General features: G+C 59.0%; 23 protein-coding genes. 13 read left to right on the forward strand and 10 right to left on the reverse strand.

From position 1 onward, the window contains the following. From ACESQ2_RS10115 to ACESQ2_RS10125, 3 genes are read left to right on the forward strand one after another with little or no spacing between them, the layout of a single operon-like run. Entirely contained in the window at positions 1–927 is a 927-nt protein-coding gene (locus ACESQ2_RS10115) for an amino acid ABC transporter permease (RefSeq protein ID WP_014229255.1), read from the forward strand. Beyond that, the gene (locus ACESQ2_RS10120) at positions 911–1,690 is read left to right on the forward strand and encodes an amino acid ABC transporter ATP-binding protein (RefSeq protein WP_049069861.1); all 780 of its coding nucleotides are present in this window, start codon (positions 911–913) and stop codon (positions 1,688–1,690) included. Before ACESQ2_RS10115 ends, ACESQ2_RS10120 begins: the two co-directional genes overlap by 17 nt. Next, complete coding sequence (locus ACESQ2_RS10125) at positions 1,687–2,580, forward strand: ABC transporter substrate-binding protein (protein WP_373170339.1); 894 nt, start codon at positions 1,687–1,689, stop codon at positions 2,578–2,580. The genes ACESQ2_RS10120 and ACESQ2_RS10125 overlap by 4 nt, the downstream gene beginning before the upstream one ends. 65 nt (positions 2,581–2,645) lie before the next feature. On the opposite strand, the gene ACESQ2_RS10130 is transcribed toward ACESQ2_RS10125, so the two are convergent. Together ACESQ2_RS10130 and ACESQ2_RS10135 are read right to left on the reverse strand one after the other, a co-directional pair. Beyond that, complete coding sequence (locus tag ACESQ2_RS10130) at positions 2,646–3,956, reverse strand: MFS transporter (protein WP_373170340.1); 1,311 nt, start codon at positions 3,954–3,956, stop codon at positions 2,646–2,648. A gap of 125 nt (positions 3,957–4,081) precedes the next feature. Further along, a complete protein-coding gene (locus tag ACESQ2_RS10135; protein WP_373170341.1) occupies positions 4,082–5,278 on the reverse strand; it encodes an L-talarate/galactarate dehydratase in 1,197 nt (398 codons plus the stop codon). Between the two features lie 304 nt (positions 5,279–5,582). Between ACESQ2_RS10135 and ACESQ2_RS10140 the strand changes: the two genes are divergently transcribed. The 5 genes from ACESQ2_RS10140 to nadS all read left to right on the forward strand — a co-directional run bounded on the left by ACESQ2_RS10140 (position 5,583) and on the right by nadS (position 8,566). Continuing rightward, the gene (locus tag ACESQ2_RS10140; RefSeq protein ID WP_014229260.1) at positions 5,583–6,587 is read left to right on the forward strand and encodes a LacI family DNA-binding transcriptional regulator; all 1,005 of its coding nucleotides are present in this window, start codon (positions 5,583–5,585) and stop codon (positions 6,585–6,587) included. Positions 6,588–6,712: 125 nt separating this feature from the next. Further along, positions 6,713–7,330: a glutathione S-transferase family protein gene (locus ACESQ2_RS10145; RefSeq protein ID WP_373170342.1), complete on the forward strand. Its 618-nt coding sequence runs from the start codon at positions 6,713–6,715 to the stop codon at positions 7,328–7,330. Positions 7,331–7,399: 69 nt separating this feature from the next. Beyond that, complete coding sequence (gene pptA, locus ACESQ2_RS10150; protein ID WP_046877307.1) at positions 7,400–7,627, forward strand: tautomerase PptA; 228 nt, start codon at positions 7,400–7,402, stop codon at positions 7,625–7,627. 249 nt (positions 7,628–7,876) lie between these two features. Beyond that, positions 7,877–8,194, forward strand: coding sequence for a type II toxin-antitoxin system RelE/ParE family toxin (locus tag ACESQ2_RS10155; RefSeq protein ID WP_014229262.1), 318 nt, complete (start codon positions 7,877–7,879; stop codon positions 8,192–8,194). A 75-nt stretch (positions 8,195–8,269) separates the two neighbouring features. Then, positions 8,270–8,566: a NadS family protein gene (nadS, locus tag ACESQ2_RS10160; protein WP_004138143.1), complete on the forward strand. Its 297-nt coding sequence runs from the start codon at positions 8,270–8,272 to the stop codon at positions 8,564–8,566. Positions 8,567–8,814: 248 nt separating this feature from the next. On the opposite strand, the gene ACESQ2_RS10165 is transcribed toward nadS, so the two are convergent. Genes ACESQ2_RS10165 through ACESQ2_RS10175 form a run of 3 tightly spaced genes read right to left on the reverse strand, consistent with a single transcriptional unit; the run spans position 8,815 to position 13,444 of the window. Beyond that, positions 8,815–10,419 (reverse strand): carbohydrate porin, encoded by a 1,605-nt coding sequence (locus ACESQ2_RS10165; RefSeq protein ID WP_049069860.1) that lies wholly within the window; start codon positions 10,417–10,419, stop codon positions 8,815–8,817. 44 nt (positions 10,420–10,463) lie between these two features. Then, positions 10,464–11,846, reverse strand: a complete 1,383-nt coding sequence (locus tag ACESQ2_RS10170) for a glycoside-pentoside-hexuronide (GPH):cation symporter (RefSeq protein WP_046877309.1) — start codon at positions 11,844–11,846, stop codon at positions 10,464–10,466. A 26-nt stretch (positions 11,847–11,872) separates the two neighbouring features. Then, complete coding sequence (locus ACESQ2_RS10175) at positions 11,873–13,444, reverse strand: sugar hydrolase (RefSeq protein ID WP_373170343.1); 1,572 nt, start codon at positions 13,442–13,444, stop codon at positions 11,873–11,875. A gap of 203 nt (positions 13,445–13,647) precedes the next feature. Between ACESQ2_RS10175 and ACESQ2_RS10180 the strand changes: the two genes are divergently transcribed. Then, positions 13,648–14,469 (forward strand): helix-turn-helix domain-containing protein, encoded by an 822-nt coding sequence (locus ACESQ2_RS10180; RefSeq protein ID WP_004850680.1) that lies wholly within the window; start codon positions 13,648–13,650, stop codon positions 14,467–14,469. A gap of 146 nt (positions 14,470–14,615) precedes the next feature. On the opposite strand, the gene ACESQ2_RS10185 is transcribed toward ACESQ2_RS10180, so the two are convergent. Next, positions 14,616–15,197 carry a flavin reductase family protein gene (locus tag ACESQ2_RS10185; RefSeq protein ID WP_004850682.1) on the reverse strand — a complete coding sequence of 194 codons (582 nt, stop codon included), beginning with the start codon at positions 15,195–15,197 and terminating at the stop codon, positions 14,616–14,618. 210 nt (positions 15,198–15,407) lie between these two features. On the opposite strand from ACESQ2_RS10185, the gene ACESQ2_RS10190 reads away from it, so the two are divergent. From ACESQ2_RS10190 to nhoA, 4 genes are all read left to right on the forward strand, one after another. Further along, positions 15,408–16,112 (forward strand): ABC transporter ATP-binding protein, encoded by a 705-nt coding sequence (locus tag ACESQ2_RS10190; protein WP_373170408.1) that lies wholly within the window; start codon positions 15,408–15,410, stop codon positions 16,110–16,112. Next, positions 16,109–17,077, forward strand: coding sequence for an ABC transporter substrate-binding protein (locus ACESQ2_RS10195; RefSeq protein ID WP_373170345.1), 969 nt, complete (start codon positions 16,109–16,111; stop codon positions 17,075–17,077). The genes ACESQ2_RS10190 and ACESQ2_RS10195 overlap by 4 nt, the downstream gene beginning before the upstream one ends. Before the next feature lie 282 nt (positions 17,078–17,359). Continuing rightward, the gene (locus tag ACESQ2_RS10200) at positions 17,360–19,015 is read left to right on the forward strand and encodes an ABC transporter permease (RefSeq protein ID WP_373170346.1); all 1,656 of its coding nucleotides are present in this window, start codon (positions 17,360–17,362) and stop codon (positions 19,013–19,015) included. A gap of 76 nt (positions 19,016–19,091) precedes the next feature. Beyond that, on the forward strand, positions 19,092–19,937 hold the full coding sequence (nhoA, locus tag ACESQ2_RS10205) for an N-hydroxyarylamine O-acetyltransferase (protein WP_014229271.1): 846 nt from the start codon (positions 19,092–19,094) through the stop codon (positions 19,935–19,937). A 148-nt stretch (positions 19,938–20,085) separates the two neighbouring features. On the opposite strand, the gene narI is transcribed toward nhoA, so the two are convergent. The 4 genes from narI to ACESQ2_RS10225 are packed head-to-tail and all read right to left on the reverse strand — an operon-like array spanning position 20,086 to position 26,739. Beyond that, positions 20,086–20,766, reverse strand: a complete 681-nt coding sequence (gene narI, locus ACESQ2_RS10210) for a respiratory nitrate reductase subunit gamma (protein ID WP_014838419.1) — start codon at positions 20,764–20,766, stop codon at positions 20,086–20,088. Further along, a complete protein-coding gene (narW, locus tag ACESQ2_RS10215; RefSeq protein ID WP_046878386.1) occupies positions 20,763–21,458 on the reverse strand; it encodes a nitrate reductase molybdenum cofactor assembly chaperone in 696 nt (231 codons plus the stop codon). Before narW ends, narI begins: the two co-directional genes overlap by 4 nt. Next, the gene (gene narH / locus ACESQ2_RS10220; protein WP_004101903.1) at positions 21,458–23,002 is read right to left on the reverse strand and encodes a nitrate reductase subunit beta; all 1,545 of its coding nucleotides are present in this window, start codon (positions 23,000–23,002) and stop codon (positions 21,458–21,460) included. Before narH ends, narW begins: the two co-directional genes overlap by 1 nt. After that, positions 22,999–26,739, reverse strand: coding sequence for a nitrate reductase subunit alpha (locus tag ACESQ2_RS10225; RefSeq protein ID WP_373170348.1), 3,741 nt, complete (start codon positions 26,737–26,739; stop codon positions 22,999–23,001). Before ACESQ2_RS10225 ends, narH begins: the two co-directional genes overlap by 4 nt. Between the last annotated feature and the right edge of the window lie 22 nt (positions 26,740–26,761).

Below are 26,761 nucleotides of genomic sequence, written 5' to 3' on the forward strand. Positions count from 1 at the left end.
ATGCATACCCAGGAAACGATTAAGGTTGTCCCCGCGCGCTATCCGCTGCGGGCGGTAGGCGCGCTGCTGGCGCTGCTGGTGCTGGCGGTGGTGATTCAATCGGTCGCCTTTAACCCGCGCTGGGAGTGGCGCGTCTTTGCCCGCTGGTTCTTTGACCCGGTGATCCTTGAAGGTCTCGGGCAGACGCTGCTGCTGACCCTGCTGGCAACGGCGCTGAGCGTTATTCTCGGCGGCCTGCTGGCGCTGGCACGGCTCTCCAGTTCATGGCTGCTGAGCAGCCTGGCCTGGGGCTATATCTGGCTGTTCCGCTCGCTGCCGCTGATCGTAGTGCTGATTATTCTCTACAACTTCTCCTATCTTTACGACACGCTAGCGATAGGCATTCCGTTCACCGCGATTCGCTGGGCCAGCTTTGAGACCATCAACGTGCTGGGGCAGTTTTCTACCGCCGTTGTCGGGCTGACCCTGGTGCAAAGCGCCTACACCGCCGAAATTATCCGCGGCGGCTTTCTCGGGGTCGATCACGGGCAGTATGAAGCGGCGGCGGCGCTGGGGCTTCCGGCCAGCCGTCGGACCCTGCGCATTATTCTGCCGCAGGCGCTGCGCACCATTTTACCGGCGGGCTTTAACGAAATTATCAGCCTCGCCAAGGGGACGGCGATGGTTTACGTGCTGGCGATGCCGGAGCTGTTTTACACCATCCAGATGATCTATAACCGCACCCAGGAAGTGATCCCGCTGCTGATGGTCGGCGCCGCCTGGTATCTGGCGATCACCAGCGTGCTGTCGCTGATCCAGTATCTGGTCGAGCGCGGACTGGCCCGCAGCGAACGCCGCTCGGCGGTCAATAGCGCCCGCAGCAGCCGTCGCGTTGAGTCCATTCGTCGCCCACAACCCCAGGAGTCCGCCCATGCCCAACTCTCGTAACGGCCATATCTCCATCACCGGCGTCAGCAAATATTTTGGCCGCCATAAAGCGCTTGATGACGTTTCGCTGGAAATCGAACCCGGCACGGTGACGGTGATACTCGGGCCGTCCGGTTCGGGAAAATCGACGCTGCTGCGGGCGATTAATCATCTGGAGCGCGTGGATGAAGGCTTTATTCAGATCGATGGCGACTATATCGGCTATCGCCGTAAAGGCGACAAGCTCTACGAGCTGAAAGAGAGAGAGATCCTCCGCCAGCGGGTTAACGTCGGCTACGTATTTCAGAACTTCAACCTGTTCCCGCATCTGACGGTGCTGGAAAATCTGATTGAGGCCCCCATCGCCCATAAGCAGGCGACCCGCAAAGAGGCGATCGCGCGGGCGTATGAACTGCTGGACGTGGTCGGACTGCGCAATAAAGCCGACGCCTGGTCGCGGCACCTGTCCGGCGGCCAGCAGCAGCGCATCGCTATTGCCCGGGCGCTGGCGCTTAACCCGCGGGTAATGCTGTTCGATGAACCGACCTCCGCGCTCGACCCTGAGCTGGTGGGGGAAGTGCTGGACGTGATTAAAAAGCTGGCGCGCTCCGGCACCACACTGGTGGTGGTCACCCATGAAATCGGTTTTGCGAAAGAGGTGGCGGACCGGGTGGTGTTTATGGTCGACGGCAAGATAGTCGAGCAGGGCAGCAGCGACGCCGTGCTGAACCAACCGCAGCATCCGCGTACGCGGCAGTTCTTATCGAGGGTATTAGCGGCATGAGAAACGGACTTTTGGCCCTGACACTACTCTCTTTATCTGCGGCATCGCAGGCGGCTATCGACCTGCGCGCCAACGAGCAGCCGCTGCCGGTGACCCGCGATGAGCAGGCGATCGCGAAGATCCCGGCAAATTACGCCTTCGTCGAGCCGGGTACCTTAACGGTGGCGATTTCGGCGCTCAATTCGCCGCCGCTGGCGCTGTTGGCCAGCGATAACCGCACGCGTATCGGCAGCGACCCGGATATTGCCCGGCTGCTGGCCGGCAGCCTCGGGCTGAAGCTAAAGCTGGTGCCCACCGCCTGGGAGGTCTGGCCGCTGGGGATTACTTCCGGACGCTACGACGTCGCGCTGGTCAATATTGCGGTGACCGAGCAGCGGAAAGAGAAGTTTGATTTTGCAACCTATCGCGTTGACTCTCTGGCCTTTTCCGTGAAATCAACCAGCGATATCGCCCGCGTGAGCGGTCCGGCGGATCTCGCGGGTAAAAAAGTGATCGTCGGGTCCGGGACTAACCAGGAGCGGATTTTGCTCGGCTGGAACGCCGAAAACGAAGCCGCCGGGCGGCAACCCGCGCTGCCGGTCTACCTGACCGATGACGCCTCGGGTAACCTCTATATTCAGTCCGGTCGCGCGGACGTGTTCTTTGGGCCGCAGTCGGTGGCGGCCTATAAAGCGGCGCTCAGCGGCAAAACCAAAGTCGTCGGCCTGGGGCCGAAAAAAGCGTACGTTGCCACCACGACCAAAAAGGGCAACGGCCTGGCTCCGGCGCTGCAGGCGGCGCTGAACGGCGCGATTGCTCGCGGCGAGTATCAGAAAGTGCTGGCGCGCTGGGGAGAGCAGGGCGAAGAGGTGACGCAATCGGAGGTGAATCCGCCGGGGATAACCTACTAAAAAACCGCTGTTTCGCAGGAGTGTGATGCGAAACAGCGGAGGCGAATGCTCGCCAGGGTTTTAAATCAGGCGGCGCGCGGGGTCAGCGTCAAACGATCCAGCGGCCCGACGATAAACAGATAGGAGAACAGGCCCAGCACGCCCATGGAACCGACGTACAGGATGGCGTAATCAAAGGAGTGGGTATTAGCGAGGATCACGCCGATAACCAGCGGCGTGATAATACTCGCCAGGTTGCCGCACATGTTGAACACCCCGCCGGCAATTCCCAGCATTTCCTTCGGCGAGGTGTCGCTCAGCACGCACCAGCCGAGGTTACCGAAGCCTTTAGCAAAGAAGGCCAGGCTCATGGCGGCGATCGCCACCACTTCCGAGGTGGTGTAGTTGGCGACGACAATCACGCAGGAGAGCAGCATGCCGCAGATCACCGGCAGCTTGCGGGCGGTCGTCAGGCTGTAGCCGCGTTTGAGCAGCCAGTCTGAGAATACCCCACCGAGCAGTCCGCCGATAAATCCGGCAATGGCCGGGATACTGGCGACAAAACCGACCTTGAGGATCGACATACCTTTGGCCTGGTAGAGATAGGTGGGAAACCACGTCAGGAAGAACCAGGTAATGGACGTTACGCAGAACTGGCCGATATACACGCCGATCATCATGCGATTAACGCAGACGCTTTTAATCTGCGCGAGGGTTAATTTCTGCTGCGTTTTTTTCGTACCTAATTCCGGCTCGCCGCCGCCTTCGCGAATATAGTCGAGCTCCTGTTGGTTAATTTTTGGATGGTAAGAGGGATCTCTTACTTTTACCAGCCAGAATATCCCCAGCACCACGCCGATAGCGCCAATATAATAAAATACGTAGTGCCAGCTTAAATTATGCAGAATAATCGTCATTAGCGGCGTAATAATTCCCAGGGAAATATACTGCGCGGCCTGATAGACCGAGGTGACGAACCCGCGCTCTTTATTGGGAAACCACTGTACGCTCAGACGACTGTTAGCGGGAAAGGCGGGGGCTTCTATCGCGCCCATCATCAGACGCAGAATCACCAGTACGATCAATGGGCTGGCGAACAGATAGATCGTTCCCTGAAACATGGTGACGACTGACCAGCCAATCAGCGCGCAGCCGTAGACCAGCCGCGAACCATATTTATCCAGCAGCCAGCCGCCGGGTATTTGCATAATGACGTAGGAGATACCAAAAACTGAAAAGGCCAGCCCCATCGCCTCGGGATCAAAGCCTAACTCTTTGCTCATAATAGGCGCGACGACGGACAGCGTTGCCCGGTCGGCATAATTAAATACGGTAGCCAGAAATAAAAACAGTAATATGCCGTAACGCACGTTGCTGCGTTTTAAGGGGGTAGTCATCTTCAACTCCTTTGCAGGGTTGTTTATTGTGGGTACAGTCAATAAGAGGTATTTCCCCGGCAGGGCTACGGGTTTTCAGTCATCTGCGGACCGGTAGCCCTTACGCCGCCATCCGGGGAATTCGGTTAAGGGCGTTTACCAAACTCGCAGCTTTGCTGGGTCCAGCGGCGGGCCTGTTCGCTCAGGGTAAAGCCCAGACCGTGGCGTTCGGAAACCCACATCCGTCCGTCGCGCAGCTCCAGCTGTTCGTTAAACAGCGGGTTCAGCCACTCGAAGTGCTCCAGCCACGGCTCGAGCGGATAGGCGGCGGCGAGATGCAGGTGTACCTCCATCGCAAAGTGCGGGGCCAGCTTGCGACCGTGCTTCGCCGCCAGATCCATAATCTTCAGGAACGGGGAGATCCCGCCGACGCGCGGCGCATCCGGCTGGACAAAGTCGCTGGCGTTGCCGAGGATAAGCTGCTCATGTTCGCGGAAGCTGGTCAGCATCTCGCCGGTGGCAATCGGCGTATCCAGCGCGGCGGCGAGCTGCGCGTGGCCTTCAACATCGTAGGCGTCAAGGGGCTCTTCAATCCAGATCAGATTGAACTGCTCCATTTTGCGCCCCATGCGGATAGCGGTTTCGCGATCCCACTGCTGGTTGGCGTCCACCATCAGCGGGAAGTCATCGCCCAGCACCTCACGCACCGCCGTCAGGCGACGAATATCTTCGGCGGTATTCGGCTGACCGACCTTCAGCTTAATCCCGCCAATCCCGTTCTCACGGGAGATAGCCACGTTTTTTAACACCTGATCCAGCGGCGTATGCAGAAAGCCGCCGGAGGTGTTGTAGCACTGAACGGAATCGCGGTGCGCGCCGAGCAGTTTCGCCAGCGGTAGTCCGGCGCGTTTGGCTTTCATATCCCACAGCGCAATATCAAGAGGGGAGATGGCCTGTACCGCCATACCGCTGCGGCCAACGGATGCGCCGGCCCACAGCAGTTTGGTGTAGATCTTGTCGATATCGTTCGGGTCTTCGCCGAGCAGATTATCGGCGATCTCTTTGGCGTGGGCGTAAATGCCCTGGCCGCCCGCACGCTTGGAATAGCTGAAGCCAACGCCTTCAAAGCCGTCCCGGGAGCGGATTTCCGCGATAACGATCGCTACTTCGGTAAGCGGTTTTTGCCGACCGGTCAGAACCTTTGCATCGCTAACGGGGGTCGCCAGCGGCAGAAAGGCCAGCGACAGTTTGACGTGTTCAATGCGGTCGCCGGTTTCAGCGGCGGTTTTGACGCCGGAAGCTTTGGCGTAGGTCACGGACTTGGAATTAGCGCTCGAGGTCATAGTTAGTTCCTTTTTATTGGTAAAATGTTTGCGCTAACATTTTTAATCCTGAAATTGTCCTGGCGCTACGACAGTGATTTTAATTTGTACAAACGATCACAATTAGCGGTTATAAAGGGTAAAATTATGCAGCTCAGGTCACGATCCAAAAAGGTTTGTGAAAAATCACAAATCAAAATGATAGCGATAACATTTTGTGTTTCAGGTATTTGATTCTATTGAGGATGTCGAGGTGAGCGCTGGCAATTGCGCGGGCCATCATCAATAATGCCCACAGAAAACGACTCAACACAGGGGCTTAGTCGTGAAAAGCAGAAAACCGACGCGCGCGCCGACGCTGGATGACGTAGCCCGTAGCGCCGGATTGTCGTCGATGACGGTCAGCCGGGCGCTGAATACGCCGCAGCTGGTGAGGCCAAAAACGGTCGAGAAAGTGATGCAGGCGGTGCAGGCAACGGGCTATATCCCTAACGCGCTGGCCGGCGGCCTGGCCTCCAGGCGCAGCAAGCTGGTGGCCGTGGTGGTGCCGCAAATCAATAACAATATGTTTGTCGATACCATCCAGGCGCTGAGCGATACCCTGGCGGCGCGCGGCTACCATATGCTGCTGTGCGTGGCGGGCTACAGCCGACAGACCGAAGCCGAGCTGGTAGCAACCTTACTCTCCCGGCGTCCGGATGGCGTGGTATTGACCGGCATTCAGCACGCCCCGGCGTTGAAGAAGACGATCCTCAACGCCGCCACGCCGGTGGTGGAAATCTGGGATCTCACCCCGACGCCGCTGGATATGCTGGTCGGTTTTTCGCATGAAAAAGTCGGCGAAACCATTGGCGAGTACCTACTGGAAAAAGGCTACCGCCGCCCGGGTCTGCTGTGGGCTGGCGATGCGCGCGCGACGTTGCGAAAGCAGGGGCTCCGCGCCCGGCTGGCCAAAAACGGCATTGACGATGCGCCGCAGGTCGAGGTGCCGCTTCCGGCATCGCTGGCGCTGGGGCGTCGCGGGCTGGCCGAGCTGCTCGCCGGCGGCGAGTTTGACGTTATCGTCTGCAGCTCCGATACCCTTGCCCAGGGGGCGATTATGGAAGCCGAAAGCCGGGGGCTGCGCGTGCCGCAGGATCTGGCGGTGATCGGTTTTGGCGATCTGGACTTCGCCGCCAGCAACCGTCCGGCCATCACCACCGTCAGCGTCGACCGGCATGCCATCGGCGAGCAGGCGGCCACGCTGCTTGCCGACCGCATAGAAGGTGGAGAAGAACGGGAAGCGATTATTGATATCGGCTTTCACCTGGTGGCGCGCGAGTCGGCGTAGCTCTGCCGTTTCGCATGTGCGAGGGGGCCTCAATAGCGGCATGGCGTAATCAAATCTATACTGCAAAATTGCTAAACCCGTCGCCGCTCTGTTCCTGAGCGGCAAATTCATCGAGGGCGCAGAATATGATCACCGTCTATGGCGTACCCGGCTGGGGCTCAACAATTAGCGAACTGATGCTGACGCTGGCCGATATCCCGTACCATTTTGTTAACGTTGAGGGCTTTGACCAGCCGGGCCCGCAGCGCGACCGCCTCAAAAAGATAAACCCGCTGTGTCAGGTGCCGACCCTGACGCTTGCAGACGGCAGCGTGATGACCGAATCCGCGGCGATTGCCCTGATGATCCTCGACGTTCGACCGGATCTGGCTCCGGCGCCGGGATCGCCGCAGCGGCATGCCTTTCAGCGTCTGCTCATCTGGCTGGTGGCGAACGTCTATCCCACCTTTACCTTTGCGGATTACCCGGAGCGCTGGGCCGCCGATGCGCCAAACCAGCTGCGGGAAAGCTGCATCAGCTATCGCAAATCGCTCTATCTGTGGCTGGAGGAGCAGCTTGCCGCCGCGCCGTATGCGCTGGGGGCGGAGATAACCCTGCTGGACTGCTATATTGCGGCGATGTGCGCCTGGGGCCCGCGCCGGGAGTGGTTTGCGGCGCAGACGCCAAAATTCGTCGCCGTGGCGGATGCGGTGTATCGACATCCCAAACTCGAAGCCGTTCTGCGCCGCAACGAGCTGATTTAAAGCACAAAAAGCGATCCGGATGACGCGGGTTATGCTAGTTTTATCGTCCAGACAATAAAGGAGCCTGCTATGCCGCACGTTGATATTAAATGTTTTCCCCGCGACCTGAATGATGAACAAAAAGCGGCGCTGGCCGCCGATATTACCGAGGTGTTGATTCGCCATCTCAACAGCAAAGAGAGTTCAGTGAGCGTGGCCCTGAAGCAGGTTGAGCCGAGCGACTGGCAGCAGGTGTGGGACAGCGAAATCGCCCCGCAGATGGAACAGTTGATTAAGAAACCGGGCTATAACATGTAACCCGGTTTCTTCCCCGGAGGCGATGCTGCGCATCTGTCCGGGCTACGCGTTCCCGGTGATCTGCGGTCCGGTAGCCCGGGCAAGGCGCTCTGCGCCGCCCCCGGGAGAGGGGCACTGAAGCGAAGTCATGAGCGATACATCTTGTCATGGGTAAACGCGTCACCATGTACAGGGTACATAAAACTCCTTGATTAATGTACCCTGTACATGTATTTTGTCTGGTAAGTCGTAAGGACATCAGGGAATGAGATGTTTACTTTTATTGAACTACAAGGTTTCAGTAAACGACGCCAGGCGCTGTTACCGGATGATGAATTTCGGGCCTTCCAGGAAATCCTGATCAATGATCCTGAGGCAGGTGACACCATTTCGGGAACTGGAGGTTTTCGTAAAATCCGCTGGAGTCGTCCCGGAACGGGAAAGCGCGGCGGCGTGCGGGTGATTTACTATAATGTAACGATAAAGGGAAGAATCTACCTGGCGCTCATCTATCCTAAAAATGAACAGGATGAGTTAAGCCAGGAGCAGAAAAAGATGTTAAGGCAGGTTGCTGAGTTATTAAACTAGCCAATAAACATGAAGTGAGGCTGAGCTATTAATGATCGATACATTGATAGCGCCAGAGAGCCAACTGAGGTGTGTATGAAAGACGAATTGTTTGCCGATCTGCTGGCTAGTGCAGAAGAAATGGTCAGGATTGAGAAGGGTGAACAAACGCCGAAGGTGCACCACGTTCATACCTTCAGCGAAGTTGATGTGAAAGCGATACGCGAAGCCACAGGTTTAAAACAGCAGGACTTCGCCGCCGCCGTTGGCGTTAGCTATGAGCTGGTTAAAAGCTGGGAAACGAAACGACGTCATCCAACCGGTGCATCCAGAAAGCTGCTTTTATTGCTTCAGGGCAATCCATTGATTATCAACTTGTTGAAGGTTATTTGAAACGTTATTCTTCGCAAGGAAAATGACAGAGTTTGCCCCATTTCGTAACCAGGGCCTTTAAAAAGGAGAGTATTACGTATGGAAACCAATGATTCTATTTTGACAGAAGTCGAGAAATACAGCGCTCATATTTTATGGTTTTTATTTTATTAGTTTAATGTACTTCATACTGTACTGGCATAGTGACAAAGTAACCGCGAGTGTTTAAATAAACCCGTCCAGGCGTTTACCCCGGACGGGCTATTTTATTAAAACCAAATCTCCGTCTGCACGCCGAAGTTCCAGTTCCCCCCGGCGGTAAAGCCTTTACTGCCGAAATCATCGTTGATCGCGTAGCGATCCAGATCTTTATCCCAGTTCATCCACGTAACAAAGAAACGTATCTCCGGCCGCGCTTTAATATCCAATACATCGCCCACTTTAAAGGTCGGGGCGAAGGTCAGCTTGTAAAAATCGCCGCTCACCGCCTGGTATTGATGCACGCCGCTGTCGTAGCGATAGGTTCGGCCGTTGGGATTCAGGTCCATATATTGCCAGGACGCCTCGTACAGCAGGGCGAAGTTGCGGGTGATCCCCTGGGAAACCCGCAGGTTGAAGGTTGCCCAATCGTAGCGGTCCCCGTCGCGATAGCGGTCTTCGCTATGCTGGGCGATAACCGATGGCGCAAGCTGCCAGTTTTTCCCCAGCGGCAAAATACCGTATGACGCAAAGCGCAGAGATTTGGCGTTTTCGGTAAGATCGCCGTCGCTGCCCGGCTGCCGCGCTTCGGCGCCCAGCCCGCCGCCGTACTGCAGGGCGCTCTCCGAAACGCCCGGCGCCAGGCCATAAAACCGCTGCTTGTCGTGATACGCCAGCATCGCGTAGTAGCCGTTTTTCGCCGTATTATCGCTGCGCAGGGCGTAGCTGCCGGTCGTCGACGTTGTATCTTTCAGGTCATCGTTACCCTGGGCGGTCATCGCCGTGGTCATCAGCTGCCAGTTGTTCCAGAAGTGGTTGGCGGTAAACATCAGGTTTTGTATATCGTTATCCTGATAGTTATCGCTGCCCAGATCGCCAAAGCTGCGCGCATAGACCGAGTAATCGCCGCGCAGCGTGCTGTTCCAGTTGACGTCATTGATCCCGCCGCCGGTACCGCCGAGGAACATAATATCGCTATCGGTAAAGTGGATATCGAAGTTATCGCGGTCGAAACGCTTGCCCGCCCAGATGGAAGCGCTCCTGAACGGCCCGGAAAAATCGGCGAAATTACCCATCTCAACGTACAGCTGGCGCACGTTCAGATGGTGGCTGTCGTTATCCTGCACCCACGGATCCGGGTTGGTCGCGCCGTCGGCAAGCATGGTTTTAAAGTGCGCCCACGACCCGTCGCTGAAGGTCATTTTTTTGCCGAAGCTAAGCTCCACGTAGTTATCTTTCTCATTGCCGAGACGGCCAACGTGGGCGTCACCGTTGAGCGAACTGGCCGGCGAGATCCCCGGGCCGCCGCGCGCGCCTTTGCCGTGGCTGTTGACCAGCATTCCGGAGCGGGCGTAGGCGTTAAATTCAAAGCCGTCGGTAAGGCGGGTTTTCGCCAGCTGTTTGTCGGCAGCCTGCTGCTTTTGCTCCGTGGCATCGGTGCGCTGGCTTAACGTCTGCACCTGTTTTTCCGCCGCCGCCGCACGCTGTTCTGCCGCGCTGGTGCGCAGCTCCGCCTGCTGCGCCCGACGTTTAGCCTCTCCGGCCTCCTGCTCCGCATGATTAAGCCGGGCCTCCAGCAGCGCCAGCCGTTGTTCGACGGTGAGCGGGGCCGCATTTGCGCCGTAAGCCGAAAAAAGGGCGCAGCAAACCGCCATGCTAATCAAAGAGATACGCATATTAATCCTTATTTTTTTCAGAGGTATGAAGGGTGTGCTGCGCCTTACAGGGCGTGGTTTTCTCCGGCGACTGACGACGTGTCCGGCGGCGCGCGGCGTCCGGCATCAAGGTCGGCGCGGATCTGTTCATACTGGTCGTCGAGGCGATAGAAGCGGCCAATCCACAGCATTGAGGCGACAATCAGCAGCGCCGGGATATAGAGGTAGCAGGCTTTTATCGCCAGCATCGCGCCGTCGCTTTGGGCCTGGTTGGCGATATAGCCGCCGGATGAGAGCAGTACCCCGGTAATAGCGCCCGCGCCCGCCATAGCCACCTTGCCAAGAAAGCCGTTGATAGAGGTCAAAATGCCGGCGGTATTGATGCCGGTTTTCCACACCCCGTAATCCACCGGATCGGCCTGCATGGAGAAGTAAATTGCCGTGCGCTGTCCGGCGCCAAGCGATAGCACCACCGCACCGGCAACCAGGCCCCAGCTGTTAACGCCAGCCGCCATCATCATGCCCATGCCGACCAGGTTGATCGCGCTGGCGACCAGATAAACGTGGCGCTTTTTCATCCGGCTGGCGAGCAGCGGCACGGTGAGGGTACCCAGCAGAGGCACGAAGGTGGAGATCCCGGCGACGATCGCCGTGAGATCGTTATTGCCGACGTAATAATGGAAAAAGTAGACCAGCGCCCCGGTCTGGAAGAAAAACGCGCCCCACATCAGGAAAATATTGATGGCGAAGACGAACCACGGCCGGTTGGCGCGCAGGCTGACCCAGGCGCGTTTTAAGGTCATGCGCTCCTGCGTAATGCTGATATTTTCCTTAACGTTCCGGAAGCTCACCAGCAGGAAGAAGGTGGCAATAACGCCGAAAACCACCGCCGTGTAGAAGAAACCGTGCTGCTGATTGCCTTTCCCCAGCGCGCCAACCAGCGGCAGAGTGGCGACCGCGACGATGGTCGCGCCGAGCGAACCGAGCAGAATACGCACCGCCGACAGCGTGGTGCGTTCCCGCGAGTCGTTCGTCAGAAACGGCAGCATGGCGCAGAACGGAATGTTGACGATGGTATAGAGAAACGACAGGCACAGATAGGTGACAAAAGCGTAGATCAGCTTACCGGTGGTGCCGAAATCCGGCACGTAGAAGGCCAGAATACACAGCAATCCGAAGGGGATCGCGCCAATAAGCAGATACGGACGACAGCGTCCCCAGCGGGTGGCGGTATTGTCGATAACCAGCCCCATCAGCACGTCGGCAACGCCATCCACCAGACGCGTCACGAGAAACATCAGGCCAACGTAATAGGCGGGCAGGCCCATCACGTCGGTGTAAAAGAACATCAGATAAAGAGAGATCATCTGCCACACGAGATTGCAGGAGAGGTCGGCGATGCCATAGCCAAGGCGCTGCCGCCACAGGGTAAAGGTTGTTTCTGCCATAAAAATACACTCGCTTATCGTTGTTGTTAAAGTCCGTACTGGCGAATAAACCAGGCCGGGGTGCAGCTCCACGCATGGCAATAACTGTTTATCAGTTTGCTACCATAAGGGGAAAAATCAGGATGCGCCGGGTCGAAGATTTCCCAGAAGGTATCGGCGCCGTAGTCGACCATGGCTCCCCAGTAGGCTTTGATCTGCGCAACTGCCTCGTCGCGCAGCCCGCACTGCAGAAGGGCTGCGATATAGTGATGACGCAGGTAGGGTGTGTTCATGGCGACCGCGGGGGGATTTTTCTCCAGGTTGCGCATGATCTCCCGGCGCTGCTGCGGCGTGCCGACTTCCGCCAGCACCAGCCAGATTTGCGATGCCCAGGAGACCTGCCGCCGGGCGCCGCTGACGTAAAAGCCCTGCTGCGGGTCCCATAACGCATCGAGGGCCGCCGCTTTGAGCTGCTGTAAACGCTGGCGATAGCTTGCGGCCAGCTCAGGTTCGAAACGCTCCGCCAGCCAGATAGCGCGCTGCAGGCAGTAAATCAGTACCCCCTGCGCCGCCGCCTGTTTATTCAGCGACGCCTGCCAGTCGATAAACACCCACCAGTCGTCGCTATCGCGCACAACGCCGGAGGCGTCGCAGCGGGTCAGCGCCAGTTCTACCTGACGACGCGCCGTGGGCCACAGCTCGCGGGCCGTGGCCATATCCTCCGCGCTTTGCAGATAGTTGTAGAGGACGTCGACAAAAAACAATGAATAATCAAAAAGAAAGGTATCGTCCGCAATGACATCCGGCTGCACGAACACGTTGGCCGATACCATGCCGTCCTCGCGAGTATGCCCGGCAAAAAGGTACAGGCAGCGGCGCACCAGATCGTGGCGTGCGAAGGTGACATCGTTGACCAGCGCCTGCAGACGTAAATCGCCGAGCCACAGGCGGCGGTCGCGTTTGGGGCCGTCTTCAAACACTTCCTGCATGCAGTTTTGCAGGGTCAGCACGGCAACGTTATCGATGGCCCGGAGCTGCGGGTCGGAGGTTGTCGCCGCCGGGCATGCGCCGCTGGCCGAGGTGACCGCGTTAACCTCAATCTGCGTGAACTGCAGGCGAAACTTGCGCGAAACGGCTTTGACCTCCACCTTCAGATAGCGGAAGCAGTAGCGGCGCGGCAGGTCAATTTCGGCGGGCAGGACATCAAGCCACAGATCCTGCTGCTGCAGCCAGCTGCTGCTGAGCCAGCCCTGATAGTCGCTGAACGGTTCGCACACTTCGCTCAGCGTTTCGCCGAAGGTCAACTGCAGATGGGCCGGAGCGTCCGGCGGACTCCCGGCGCTCTGGCAGAGAAAATGCAGGTAGCCAACGTAGTGGCTGCCAAAATCAATAATGACGCTATCGCCGCTACTCAGCTCGCGCTGGTAAAGCGCGGCCAGGGTGCTCACCGGCTCGGCGCGCCAGCCGAAGAGCGCCGCGGCGTCGGCGTGGGCTTCGACTACCGCGATCGGCGGGTGTGCCTGACGACTCAGCGCGGGCCGGAGCGCCTCGGCGGTACGTAAAAAATTCGGGTGGCGGGTCATCATGACCTGAGAATTATGCTGAATTGCCTGTGACATACTGCGTCCTCTGTGTTGATTTGTCCGCAGCATAAGACGCCGCCGCCCGCGGCAACCACTCTGGCAATGCCAATGCATCTGGCAAAATGGCACTGATAATGAGATGAGCGGGTCGCCGATCACAATTCCATAAATCTTGCTCGTGGCGGCCGGTTAAATGCATTATCTTGCCCCTGCGCCGTATGCCGTTTTGGACCCGATCGATGATGCTAACCGTTGAGTATTATTTCACCCATCCGCAGGATAAGCTGGGAATGTACGCCAGCGATCCGGAAGATAATAGCCATGAACATAGTCACGAGTTTGCTGAACTGGTGATCGTTGAAGAAGGGCACGGCTTACACGTTATTAATGGCCGGCCATTATATATTCAGCAGGGCGACGTTTTTTACGTTCAGCCGGGCGATGTTCACTATTATGATGAGCTGGGAACGCTTAAGTTAATTAACGTATTAATTAACCCACTGGTAGAATTTCATTATTTACAGCCTCTCGACACCTTATTGCAGACGTTCTCCGCACGAAAGGCTTCCTGCTACGGCTGGCTGGCGCCGGATACCCGCCAGATCTGCAAGGAACTGGTAGATAAAATATTTTCTGCCGAGCTGCGGCGAGGGCAAAATATTGCCCTGCGCGAAGCCGCCTTTTTCCAGCTGGTGACGACGATTCTGCATGCGGAAACCGAAGCCGAATATAGCACCACCAAATATAAGCTGCATAAATTGCTGACCTGGCTACAGGAGCACTGTTTTGAAGAACATAACTGGCCGCAGCTGGCGGAGAAATTCCACCTGACCACGCGGACCGCTTTTCGCCATATTAAAGAGGCGACGGGATTGACGCCGGATAATTATTTAAAGCGTCTGCGCTTAGTTTCGGCGCGCGTCAAATTACGCGAGACCGATATGACGATTACCGAAGTGGCTTATTTATGCGGTTTTGCCAACAGCAACCACTTTACCACCTTATATAAAAAGGTCTTTGGCCTGACGCCCAGCGAAGATCGGCGGCGTTTGCTGCGCTAGTTCACCTCCCGGAGGCGATGCTGCGCATCTGTCCGGGCTACGCGTCCTCAGCGGTCTGCGGTCCGGTAGCCCGGGCAAGGCGCTGTGCGCCGCCCCCGGGAGAGACGCGCAGGGTGGTGAAGAATTGCCCCGGAGGCGAGCGGGGGCTATTCTTCCGGGGTATTGGCGCGGACGTGGCGGCCGCTGGCAACAAAGTTGCCGGTGCCGAGATGATGGAGGGTATTGATCTTATCGTCGTCGAACTGCCAGCGTCCGCTGACGAACGCGCGCTCATCGGCGGCGGCGGAAACCACTTCGCCAAACAGCGTATCGTACTGCTCCTGAGCCGCCGTTGCCGGCAGCAGTCGGCACTCCATCCATGCAAGACACTTCTCTTCAATCAGCGGCAAGCCCAGCTCCGGACCTTGCACGACCGGGATGCCGTAAGCGTTAAATTTATCCTCATCGCGTCCGCTGATGCTGCCGACCGCGTAGGTCCAACTGGCGGCCTCGACGCCGGGAACGACGATGCCAAATGCGCCGTTGCGCTCAATAATTTCCCGCGTCCAGGCGCTTTTATCTACCACGATGGCCAGCCTCGGCGGAGCGAACTCCACTGGCATCGACCAAGCGGCGGCCATGACGTTACGGCGTTGAGAGTGGGCGTCATAGCTGGTTATCAAAATTGTTGGGCCATGGTTGAGCAGGCGACTGGCGTACTGAAGTTCCACGTGGCGAAAACGGCTCATATGCGTTCCTTGGTAAATGGGTCTGATGCCAGACAACACGTTAATCCGCAATGAAAATGTAATCAATACGTCATCGAGGGTCCCTATAGTCGGCGTCACTAAGTCCCAAAGAGGATAACAATATGTTAGCTCCCCTGAATTTGTCTCAGGTGAGCGCGCGCCGGCGGATGTTGACCGCGGGCAGAGTCTCGCTTTCCCAACGGGAGGGCGATAATGCGCGCGCTTACCAGCATTAAACTCGACGGCGTTTCTTTCGCCTTCGGCGCTCACACCGTGCTTAATCAGATCGATCTGCATATCGATGCGGGCAGCATTGTTGCGCTGCTGGGGCCTTCTGGCTGCGGTAAAAGCACGCTGCTGCGCCTGCTCGCCGGATTAACCGTACCCGCCAGCGGCAGCATTCACTTTGGCGATCGCCTGGTGGCGAAAACCGGCTGGGGCTTGCCGCCGGAGCAGCGCGATCTCGGCATGGTCTTTCAGGATTACGCCCTGTGGCCGCACATGACGGCGGCGCAGAACGTGGCTTTCCCGCTGCGTATGCGCGGCGTCGGGCGTCAGCAGCGACAGCAACGGGTCGAGGAGGCGCTGGCGATGGTCGGTCTCAGCGGGTTCGCCGACCGCAAACCGTCGGGCCTTTCCGGCGGTCAGCAGCAGCGCGTTGCGCTGGCCCGCGCCATCGTCGCAGAACCGCGCGTGCTGCTGTTCGATGAGCCGCTCTCCAATCTCGACAGCGAGCTGCGCGAGTCGCTGTGCCTCGAAATGAGCCGCCTGCGGCGCCAACTGGGCATCACTGCCGTCTACGTCACCCACGACCGTCGCGAAGCCGAACTGCTGGCCGACAAAATTATTCATTTATCTGCGGGCTGCATTGCCGCCGTCCGCGACGTGACTTCAACCTCAGGGGAATCCGTATGAAAACCGTTATCACCGTTACCAAAGGAGCCGCGCTCGCGATGATGTTGTCCGCCACCACGATCTCCAGCGCCCAGGCGCTCACCGTCTACACCGCCGGGCCGGGCTCGCTGGCGAAAAGCCTTGCCAGCGGCTATGAGAAGAAAACCGGCGTTAAGGTAAATATTTTCCAGGCCACCACCGGTAAGGTGATGGCGCGTCTCGAGGCCGAGCAGGCTAACCCGCAGGCGGATGTGCTGATTTCCGCCTCGTGGGATACGGCGGAAGATTTGCATCACCGCGGCTGGCTGCTGCCGTATCAGAGTGCCAATGCCGATAAGGTCCCGGCGAACCTGAAATCCGCCGATTACGTTGCTCAGGGTATTTCGGCCCTGGGGATCGTCTGGAATACCAAAAGCGGCACTCCGGAGCCGAAAGAGTGGCGCGACCTGACCGAAGCGGCGTTCAAAGACAAAGTGACGACGCCGGACCCGGCACTTTCCGGCGCGTCGCTGGATTTGCTGATCGGGTTACAGAATGGCATGGGCGATAAAGCCTGGGCGCTGTTTGATGCGTTAAAGAAGAATGGCATGGTGGTCAGCGGGCCGAACGCCCAGGCGGTAACGCCGGTGATGCAGGGGGCGAAAGCGGCGGTATTCGGCGCGGTTGATTATGTCTCTTACGGCAATATCCATCAGGGCGAATCGCTAAAGGTGATTTTCCCGGCCAGCGGCACGGTCATTGCACCGCGGCCGATGATGATCCTCAAAACCAGCCAGCATGCTGACGACGCAAAAGCCTTCGTTGATTATGTGCTGTCGCCGGAAGGCCAGGCGCTGGTCGCCGACGCCTGGCTTATGCCCGCCCGCAGCGATGTTCCGGCGAAGCGCCCGCTGCTCAACGAGCTGAAAATTCTGCCGACCACCAGCGATGGCAATAGCGAACGTAGCGCGGTGCTTTCCCGCTTTAATACGCTTTTCGCCCAGTAAACCGACTTTTCCCCCGGGCTTCGAAAGTTGGCTCGGGCACATTCCCCGGAGGCGGCGCTGGCGCGCCTGTCGGGGCTACCGGACCGCAGACGGCTGTGACCTCGTAGCCCGGCTAAGCGCAGCGCGAGCCGGGAAGAGGCAACGCCTGGGCATCAGCCCGGGCACATTCCCCGGAGGCGGCGCTGGCGCGCCTGTTCTGGCTACCGGACCGCAGACGGCTGTGACCCCGTAGCCCGGCTAAGCGCAGCGCGAGCCGGGTAAGATCGTATCCAGGAATATACCGTGAAACAGAGACTTATTTCAGCGGGCACGCTGGCGGCGCTGCTGGTGCTGGTGGCGTTGCCGCTGCTGTTTATTGTCCTCCAGGCAATTTTTCCCCGGTTTAGCGCCGGTTCGCTGGGCGGCGCATTTAGCGGCGTATCAACGCTGATTGCCGACCCGCAGCTGCCGACGATGCTCGGCGGTACCCTGTGGGTGGCCTGCGGCGTGGCGCTGATGAGCGTGGTCATCGGTCTACCGCTGGGCGTCTTGCGGGGATTGTTTACTATCCCGCTGCCGCGGCTGTGGGATCTGCTCTTTCTGATCCCCTTTCTGACGCCGCCCTATATTGCCGCGCTGTCGTGGATCCTGATGCTGCAAAGTCATGGCTATCTCCAGCAACTGACCGGCTGGGATCTCAACGATCTGCTTTTTAGCCGCATCGGGATCGTGCTGGTGATGACTCTCAATATCTTTCCGGTGGTCTACTTCGCCGTCTCGCGCAGCCTGTTGGCCAGCGGTCAGCGGCTGGCGATTGTCGCCCGGGTGCACGGCGCCAGCGCCTGGCGAGCGTTCTGGCACATCACGCTGCCTATGCTTTCTCCGGCTCTGGCGGCGGGGATGCTGCTGGCGTTTACCCTGGCCATTGAAGAGTACGGCGTTCCGGCGGCCCTGGGGGCGCGGGCGGGGCTGGTCATGCTGACCGTAGGCATTGAGAGAAAGCTCGCCGACTGGCCTGTCGATCTGCCCGGCGCGTCGCTGCTTTCGCTGCTGCTGATCGCGGTGGCGCTGCTGGCCTGGTGGCTGCAAAAACGGCTGACCGGCGATAAAGAGGTCACCAGCGTCACCGGCAAGCCGGGAGAGAATAGCGGGGCGGAGTTGGGCTGGCTGACGCTTCCGGCGGTGCTAGTGATGGCGGGTGTCGGGGGGCTGGCGGTGGTGATGCCGGGCGCGTCGATGGTGCTGACCAGCCTGATGAGCACGCTGTCGGGCGGTATCCACGCTGACAACGTTACCCTTCGCCATTTTGCCGCGCTGTTTGCTCAGCAGGGCGACGCGCTGTCGGCACTGGCAACCAGTCTTTCGCTGGCGCTGGCTTCGGCAGGGGTTGTCGGCCTGGTGGGGCTGCTCGCCGCCTGGCTGGTTGTGGTGCAAAAAATGAAGGGGAGCGCCTTTGTTGATGCGCTATCGCTGCTGCCGGCGGCGCTGCCGGGCGTGGTGGTGGGCGTCGGGCTGATTCTGCTGTGGAACCAGCCGTTCTGGCCGGTGTCCCCCTACAACACCTGGTTTATGCTGCTGCTTTCCTACTGCTGTCTGCTGCTGCCCTGGCCGGTGCGCTACGTCAGCAGCGCGCTGCGTCAGCTTGGCAATAATCTCGAACCCGCGGCGCGGGTGCACGGCGCAACGGCCCTGCAGGCGCTGCGTCTGATCGTTCTGCCGCTGGTCTTTCCGGCGCTGCTGGCGGCGATGCTGATGGTGTTCGCCGTTGCCTCCCGCGAGCTGGTGACCTCGTTGCTGCTTGCGCCGGCCGGGACGCAAACCGTCTCGGTGTTTATCTGGCGCCAGTTTGAGCAGGGCTCGGCGGGAGAGGGAATGGCAATGGCATCGCTGACGCTCTTTACCGGTCTGGGGCTGATGCTCTGCGCGCTGGCGCTGATGCAGCGGGGCACGCGCGGATAAATACGATCGCACAAAATAGCTGGTCAGGCGGGAAAAACAGGCTATAAATGTCGGACACCGATTGCTGGAGGCATTGATGAGTCCCTTTTTAAGCGCCTATTTTTCTCGTCTGGGCTGGACGGGCACCCCGGACGTTTCACTTCACACCCTGCGCGAACTGCATATTCACCATAACGGCGCGATCCCCTTTGAAAATCTGGATGTGCTGCTGCCCAGAGAGATACATCTCGACGATCGCACCCTCGAAGAGAAGCTGATTCACGGTCGTCGCGGCGGCTACTGCTTCGAGCAAAACGGCCTGCTGGAAAGAGCGCTGCGCGAGATCGGCTTTACCGTGCGCAGCCTTCTGGGGCGTGTGGTGCTGGCCAATCCGCCGCATATGCCGCCGCGTACCCATCGGCTGCTGCTGGTGGAGGTGGAGGGGGAACGCTGGATTGCCGACGTTGGTTTCGGCGGCCAGACGCTGACCGCGCCGATTAAGCTGCTGGCGGATATAGAACAATCCACCCCGCACGGCGAATATCGCCTGATTTACGAAGGAGAAGAGTGGGCGTTGCAGTTCAGCCATCACGGTCACTGGCAGTCGATGTACCATTTTGATTTAGGTCGCCAGTACGCTTCCGACTATGTGATGGGCAACTTCTGGTCGGCGCACTGGCCGCAGTCGCACTTCCGCCATCATCTGCTGATGTGCCGCCACTTGCCGGACGGCGGCAAAATGACGCTGACCAATTTCCACTTTACCCATTGGGATAAAAACCACGTCGTCGAAAAGCTCGATTTAGCGGACGTTCCGGCGCTGTATGAGGCGCTGCAAACGCGTTTTGGCCTTGGCGTGGATGATGCCAAATACGGCTTTAGCGAAGCGGAGCTGGCGGCGGTGATGGCGGCGTTTGATACCCATCCCGAGGCCGGAAAATAAATATCGTACAGGAACCGTTGGCTGGATAGGGGATGACGGTCAAACGGGGATGTTACCCGGCTTGCGCTACGCTTAGCCGGGCTACGGGGCGAGCCTGTCGCCCGGGTTAGGCGTTTTTGCCGCGACCCGGGATGATTGCGGATTTTGCTCAGCGTCTTGAACGTACCACCTGGTAGCGGCGGGTGAAATATTCAAACGGCGCGCTCCAGACGTGAACCAGCCGGGTGAACGGGAACAGCAAGAAAATCGTCATCCCCAGCACCAGATGCACGCGGAAAACAAAGGCCACGCCGCTGAGCATTTCTGACGAGCCACCGCGGAAGGTGACGATGCCCTGCGCCCAGCCCACCAGCTTCATCATTTCACTGCCGTCCGGATACTGCGCCGAGAAAGGGATGGTGCTCAGCCCGAGCAGGCACTGAATCAACAGAATGCTCATGATGATGATATCCGGCGCGGTCGAGGTGGCGCGAACGCGCTGGTTGGTCAGACGACGCCAGAGCAAACCGGCGCCGCCAATCAGCGTCAGGACGCCGCAGACGCCGCCGAGCACCATCGCCATCTGCTGCTTGACCGCAATGGGTAAAAACCAGGCATACATCCAGTGCGGCGTTAACATGCCGAACAGATGACCAAAGAAAATGCCGAGTATGCCGATATGGAACAGATTCGACCAGATCACCATCCCGCGTTTATCCAGCATCTGGCTGGAGGAGGCGCGCCAGGTGTACTGGCCGTAGTCATAGCGCAGCCAGCTGCCGAGAAAAAAGACCGTCGCGCAGATGTAGGGGTAGATGTCGTAAAAAAAGACGTTCAGATACTGTATCATTTCGGGCCTCCCGCGCTGACGTCGACGTACTGCGGCGCCACGTCCTGGCTAAAGCGTCGTTGATATTGCTGTAACGGTGAGCTGTCACAGGCCGTGGCGTTGTCTTCGATAAATTTCACCTGTTCTTCTTCCCAGACCGCATCCAGCGCCTGCCGGGTGTCATCGCGGGACTCGTTGTTGACCTGCTGCGTGACACTGTCACTTGATAGCGGGATCCCGCCGAGGCTGAGCAGGGCGTCAAACAGCTGATACCAGGGGACACCGCGCTGCTTCAGCCGCCCGCCCAGCAGCGCCAGAATCGGCGCGACGTTTTGCAGACCTTCGCGCGCTTCGTTTTCCGGCAGGATGCTGAGGTATTCCAGATACAGCGGCAGGTGGTCGGGAAGTTCGCGACAGTTGAGCACCAGGCCCGCCTTTTCATACTGAGCGAGCAGGTCGACCATCGCCTGACCGCGGTCGCGGGACTCGGCGTGCACATGTTCAAACAGCAGCAGCGACGTGGCGCGACCCCGGTCGAACACTTCGCACCATTCGGCCTGCTTGTCCAGCAGCGGGGCATTCAGCACCTCCGCGGCGAAGTCGTTGAGCACAGGGGCGTCGTGATGCACCATGCTCAGCACCTCGTCCTTGCACTGCCAAAGAAACTCATCCGGATACTCCATCAGCAGGCCGATCGCTTTGAGGATTTGCATTATTCCCCCTCCGCTTTATCGCGTACTTCGGTGATGTTGATGGCGTCAATGCGGCTACTGTTGAACAGGTTGAATTTGGTGTCGGAGCCGTGGCAGCCGTCGCCGAAGGTAAAGCCGCAGCCGTTGCGCTCGGGGAAGGCGTCGCGCGCCATTTCGCGGTGGCTGGTCGGGATCACGAAGCGGTCCTCGTAGTTGGCGATCGCCAGATAACGGTACATCTCCTCGACCTGCTCAACGCTCAGGCCCACCTCCTCGATGGCGCGAGTATCGGTGACGCCTTCCACCGTTTGCGAGCGCATGTAGTGACGCATCGCCATCATGCGCTTCAGCGCGCGCAGTACCGGGCCGGTATCGCCCGCGCTGAGCATATTGGCGAGATACTGCACCGGAATACGCAGGCTTTCGATGGCCGGAAGCACGCCGTCGCTTTTCGGCAGACCGCCGGCGTCGGCGTAGGACTGAATCGGCGACAGCGGCGGCACGTACCAGACCATTGGCAGGGTGCGGTATTCCGGATGCAGCGGCAGCGCCAGCTTCCAGTCCATCGCCATTTTGTACACCGGCGAGCGTTGGGCGGCATCAATCACGTTTTGTGGAATCCCCTGTTTCAGCGCTTCTTCAATCACCGCCGGGTCGTGGGGGTTGAGGAACACCTCGCACTGCCGCTCGTAGAGGTCGGTTTCGCGCTCGGTGCTGGCGGCCTCTTCAATGCGGTCGGCGTCGTACAACAGCACGCCGAGGTAGCGGATACGTCCCACGCAGGTTTCTGAGCAGACGGTGGGCTGTCCGGACTCGATACGCGGGTAGCAGAAGATGCACTTCTCCGATTTGCCGCTTTTCCAGTTGAAGTAGATTTTCTTGTACGGGCAGCCGCTGATGCACAGACGCCAGCCGCGGCATTTGTCCTGGTCGATCAGTACGATGCCGTCTTCTTCACGCTTGTAGATGGCGCCGCTGGGGCAGGTGGCGACGCAGCTCGGGTTCAGGCAGTGCTCGCACAGGCGCGGCAGATACATCATGAAGGTATTTTCAAACTGGCCGTACATCTCCTTCTGAATCTTGTCGAAGTTACGGTCGCGGGCGCGCTTTTCAAACTCGCCGCCGAGCAGCTCTTCCCAGTTGGGGCCCCAGATGATTTTATCCATCCGCTTGCCGTCGATAAGCGAACGCGGACGGGCGGTGGGCAGGTGTTTTCCCTCCGGCGCGTTGTGCAGATGCTGGTAATCAAAGGTAAAGGGTTCATAGTAGTCGTCGATCTGCGGTATCACCGGATTGGCGAAAATTTTGGTGATGACGCCCATTTTGCCGCCCAGACGCGGGCGTATTTTGCCATTAACATCGCGCACCCAGCCGCCTTCCCACACCTCCTGATCTTCCCAGTTTTTCGGATAGCCGATGCCCGGTTTGGTTTCGACGTTGTTAAACCAGGCGTACTCCATCCCTTCGCGTCCGGTCCAGACGTTTTTACAGGTGACGGAACAGGTGTGGCAGCCGATGCATTTATCGAGATTGAGAACCATACCGACCTGTGAACGTATTTTCATTTTTTCGCCTCCTGTACCCCATCACGACCTTCGTCATCCAGCCAGTCAATATTTTTCATTTTGCGGATCATGATGAACTCGTCGCGGTTGGAGCCGACGGTGCCGTAGTAGTTGAAACCGTAAGCCAGCTGGGCGTAGCCGCCAATCATATGGGTCGGTTTCGGGCACACGCGGGTGACCGAGTTATGGATCCCGCCGCGCCGTCCGGTGACTTCCGAGCCCGGAATATTCATCAGGCGCTCCTGCGCGTGGTACATCATGGTCATCCCCGGCGGTACGCGCTGGCTGACCACCGCGCGGGCGGTGAGCGCGCCGTTGGCGTTGAAGGCCTCGATCCAGTCGTTATCTTCAATACCCAGCTCGCGAGCGTCGGTTTCGCTGATCCACACGATCGGCCCGCCGCGCGACAGGGTCAGCATCAGCAGGTTTTCGCTGTAGGTGGAGTGGATGCCCCATTTCTGGTGCGGCGTCAGAAAGTTGAGCGCTTTTTCCGGGAAGCCGTTAGGCGGAATCGCTTTCATCTGGCTGACGCTGCGGGTGTCAATGGGCGGACGATAAACCACCAGGCTTTCGCCAAAGGCGCGCATCCAGGGGTGATCCTGATATAGCTGCTGGCGGCCGGAGAGGGTGCGCCAGGGGATCAGCTCGTGGACGTTGGTATAGCCGGCGTTGTAGGAAACATGCTCGCTCTCGAGGCCGGACCAGGTCGGGCTGGAGATAATTTTGCGCGGCTGGGCCTGAATATCGCGGAAGCGAATTTTTTCATCCTCTTTATTCAGCGCCAGGTGCGTATGCTCGCGGCCGGTAAACTCGCCGAGCGCTTGCCAGGCTTTGACCGCCACCTGGCCATTGGTTTCCGGGGCGAGGGCGAGGATCACTTCCGAGGCGTCAATGGCGCTGTCGATGCGCGGGCGACCTTTGGCCGGGCCGTCCAGCTTGACGTAGTTAAGCTTGCCGAGGAAGTCGACCTCGTTCTGGGTGTTCCAGGTGATGCCTTTACCGCCGTTGCCCAGTTTGTCGAGCAGCGGCCCGAGGGAGGTAAAGCGCTCATACGTCGCCGGATAATCGCGCTCAACGACGGCAATCGACGGCGCGGTTTTACCCGGCGTCAGCTCGCATTCCCCTTTCCGCCAGTCCAGCACGTCGAAGGGCTGCGACAGCTCCGCCGGGGAGTCGTGCTGCAGCGGCACCAGCACAACGTCGGTCTCTTTATCGAGGTGGCCGACGCAGACCTCGGAGAAGGTTTTGGCGATATCTTTGTAAATTTCCCAGTCGCTTTTCGCCTCCCAGGCCGGGTCAACGGCGGCGGAGAGCGGGTGGATAAACGGATGCATATCCGAGGTGTTCATATCGTCTTTTTCATACCACGTGGCGGTCGGCAGAACGATATCGGAGAACAGGCAGGTACTGGACATGCGGAAATCGAGCGTCACCAGCAGGTCGAGCTTGCCTTCGATGGCCGCGGTCTGCCACTCCACCTCTTCGGGCTTCACGTCATCGCTGGCGCCCAGCTCATCGCCCTGAATACCGCTGTCGGTGCCCAGCAGATATTTGAGCATATACTCGTGGCCCTTGCCGGAAGAGCCCAGCAGGTTGGAGCGCCAGATAAACAGATTACGCGGATGATTTTTGCCGTTATCCGGCTGTTCGCAGGCGAAGCGGATCTCGCCGGACTTCAGCGCCCGGGCGGTGTAGTCGGCGGGAGTCAGTCCGGCCGCGGCGGCCTGCGCCTTGATGGTCAGCGGATTGACGCCCAGCTGCGGCGCGGAGGGCAGCCAGCCCATGCGCTCGGCGCGAACGTTAAAGTCGATCAGATGGCCGCTGAATTGGCTGGCATCGGCCAGCGGCGACAGCAGCTCCCGGGCGGTCAGCTTTTCATAGCGCCACTGGCTGGCGTGATTGTAAAAAAAGGAGGTGCTGTTCATCTGGCGCGGCGGACGATTCCAGTCAAGGGCGAACGCCAGCGGCAGCCAGCCGGTTTGCGGACGCAGCTTCTCCTGGCCGACATAGTGCGACCAGCCGCCGCCGCTCTGGCCGACGCAGCCGCAGAACACCAGCATATTGATCATCCCCCGGTAGTTCATATCCATGTGGTACCAGTGGTTGACGCCGGCGCCGAGGATAATCATCGACCGTCCGTGGGTTTTATGCGCGGTATCGGCAAATTCACGGGCGATCTGCTCGATGTGCTGGCGCGGGACGCCGGTAATCTGTTCGGCCCACGCCGGGGTATAGGCTTTCATCTCGCTGAAGTCCTGCGCGGCGTTGGGATCGTCTAAACCGCGATCGAGTCCGTAGTTGGCGAGAATCAGATCGTAGACGCTAACCACCAGGCCGGATTCACCGTTGGCCAGCGGGAGCTGCTTAACCGGCAGCTGATGCAGCGTCACCGGATCCTGCTTGATGCTGCGAAAGTGCGGGTTTTCGTTGCCGCCGAAGTAGGGAAAGCCCACCTTCACCACGTCGTCACGGCTATCCAGCAGCGATAGTTTGAGTTCAATGGCTTGCCCGGCGGCCTGCTGTTCAAGGTTCCATTTGCCTTTCTCTCCCCAGCGGAAGCCAATCGAACCGTTGGGCGCCACCAGTTCACCAGCGCTGTTATAGGCGACGGTTTTCCACTCCGGGTTATTGCTTTCGCCCAAATCGTCGACCAGATCGGCGGCGCGGACCATCCTGCCGGGAACGTAGAAACCTTCCTCGCGACGCTCAAGCATCACCAGCATCGGCATATCGGTGTAGGTGCGGCAGTAGTTGAGGAAATAATCGCTCGGGTTATCAAGGTGAAAGGTTTTGAGGATCACGTGGCCCATCGCCATGGCCAGCGCGCTGTCGGTACCCTGTTTCGGCGCCAGCCACTGGTCGCTGAGCTTGGCTACCTCCGAAAAGTCCGGGGTAATCGCGATGGTTTTGGTGCCCTTGTAGCGCACTTCCGTAAAGAAGTGGGCGTCCGGGGTTCGGGTCTGCGGGACGTTGGAGCCCCAGGCGATAATATAGCTGGAGTTGTACCAGTCGGCGGACTCGGGAACGTCGGTCTGCTCGCCCCAGGTCATTGGCGAGGCGGGGGGAAGGTCGCAGTACCAGTCGTAGAAGCTCAGGCAGGTGCCGCCGAGCAGCGACAGATACCGGGTGCCGGCGGCGTAAGAGACCATCGACATCGCCGGGATCGGCGAAAAGCCCGCCACGCGGTCCGGGCCGTAGTTTTTGATGGTCCAGACGTTGGCGGCGGCAATCAGCTGGTTCAGCTCCTTCCAGCTTGAACGGATAAACCCGCCTTTGCCGCGTACCTGCTTGTAGCAGAGGGTTTTGACCGGGTCCTGCATGATGCTGTCCCACGCCTGCACCGGGTCCTGGTGCTGAGCCAGCGCTTCGCGCCATAGGGCAATCAGCCGCTTGCGCGCCAGCGGATACTTCAGGCGGTTAGCGCTGTAGAGGTACCAGGAGTAACTTGCGCCGCGCGGGCAGCCGCGGGGTTCGTGGTTGGGCAGGTCCGGGCGGGTACGGGGGTAGTCCGTTTGCTGAGTTTCCCAGGTGACCAGCCCGTTTTTGACGTAAATTTTCCAGCTGCAGGAGCCTGTGCAGTTCACGCCGTGCGTTGAGCGGACGATTTTGTCGAACTGCCAGCGCTGACGGTAGCTGTCTTCCCAGTCGCGGTTGGTGTTGTACACCTGACCGTGGCCGTTGGCAAAGCTCTCGCCTTTCTGCTTAAAGTAGCGAAAGCGATCCAGTAGTTTACTCATGACCTTCCTCCTGCTCCGATAA

It is taken from the genome of Klebsiella sp. Q11, from assembly GCF_964241505.1.
GTDB classification, from domain to species: Bacteria; Pseudomonadota; Gammaproteobacteria; order Enterobacterales; family Enterobacteriaceae; genus Klebsiella; species Klebsiella michiganensis.

What these genes read in the sequence shown, in the direction of transcription:
- pptA (WP_046877307.1), top strand. Translation starts at nt 7,400, where the DNA reads ATGCCGCACGTTGATATTAAATGTTTTCCCCGCGACCTGAATGATGAA.
- ACESQ2_RS10165 (WP_049069860.1), bottom strand. Translation starts at nt 10,419, where the DNA reads ATGCGTATCTCTTTGATTAGCATGGCGGTTTGCTGCGCCCTTTTTTCG.
- ACESQ2_RS10135 (WP_373170341.1), bottom strand. Translation starts at nt 5,278, where the DNA reads ATGACCTCGAGCGCTAATTCCAAGTCCGTGACCTACGCCAAAGCTTCC.
- ACESQ2_RS10175 (WP_373170343.1), bottom strand. Translation starts at nt 13,444, where the DNA reads ATGTCACAGGCAATTCAGCATAATTCTCAGGTCATGATGACCCGCCAC.
- ACESQ2_RS10120 (WP_049069861.1), top strand. Translation starts at nt 911, where the DNA reads ATGCCCAACTCTCGTAACGGCCATATCTCCATCACCGGCGTCAGCAAA.
- ACESQ2_RS10115 (WP_014229255.1), top strand. Translation starts at nt 1, where the DNA reads ATGCATACCCAGGAAACGATTAAGGTTGTCCCCGCGCGCTATCCGCTG.
- narI (WP_014838419.1), bottom strand. Translation starts at nt 20,766, where the DNA reads ATGATACAGTATCTGAACGTCTTTTTTTACGACATCTACCCCTACATC.
- ACESQ2_RS10195 (WP_373170345.1), top strand. Translation starts at nt 16,109, where the DNA reads ATGAAAACCGTTATCACCGTTACCAAAGGAGCCGCGCTCGCGATGATG.
- ACESQ2_RS10130 (WP_373170340.1), bottom strand. Translation starts at nt 3,956, where the DNA reads ATGACTACCCCCTTAAAACGCAGCAACGTGCGTTACGGCATATTACTG.
- ACESQ2_RS10125 (WP_373170339.1), top strand. Translation starts at nt 1,687, where the DNA reads ATGAGAAACGGACTTTTGGCCCTGACACTACTCTCTTTATCTGCGGCA.
- ACESQ2_RS10170 (WP_046877309.1), bottom strand. Translation starts at nt 11,846, where the DNA reads ATGGCAGAAACAACCTTTACCCTGTGGCGGCAGCGCCTTGGCTATGGC.
- ACESQ2_RS10145 (WP_373170342.1), top strand. Translation starts at nt 6,713, where the DNA reads ATGATCACCGTCTATGGCGTACCCGGCTGGGGCTCAACAATTAGCGAA.
- ACESQ2_RS10225 (WP_373170348.1), bottom strand. Translation starts at nt 26,739, where the DNA reads ATGAGTAAACTACTGGATCGCTTTCGCTACTTTAAGCAGAAAGGCGAG.
- ACESQ2_RS10180 (WP_004850680.1), top strand. Translation starts at nt 13,648, where the DNA reads ATGATGCTAACCGTTGAGTATTATTTCACCCATCCGCAGGATAAGCTG.
- ACESQ2_RS10155 (WP_014229262.1), top strand. Translation starts at nt 7,877, where the DNA reads ATGTTTACTTTTATTGAACTACAAGGTTTCAGTAAACGACGCCAGGCG.
- narW (WP_046878386.1), bottom strand. Translation starts at nt 21,458, where the DNA reads ATGCAAATCCTCAAAGCGATCGGCCTGCTGATGGAGTATCCGGATGAG.
- nadS (WP_004138143.1), top strand. Translation starts at nt 8,270, where the DNA reads ATGAAAGACGAATTGTTTGCCGATCTGCTGGCTAGTGCAGAAGAAATG.
- ACESQ2_RS10185 (WP_004850682.1), bottom strand. Translation starts at nt 15,197, where the DNA reads ATGAGCCGTTTTCGCCACGTGGAACTTCAGTACGCCAGTCGCCTGCTC.
- narH (WP_004101903.1), bottom strand. Translation starts at nt 23,002, where the DNA reads ATGAAAATACGTTCACAGGTCGGTATGGTTCTCAATCTCGATAAATGC.
- nhoA (WP_014229271.1), top strand. Translation starts at nt 19,092, where the DNA reads ATGAGTCCCTTTTTAAGCGCCTATTTTTCTCGTCTGGGCTGGACGGGC.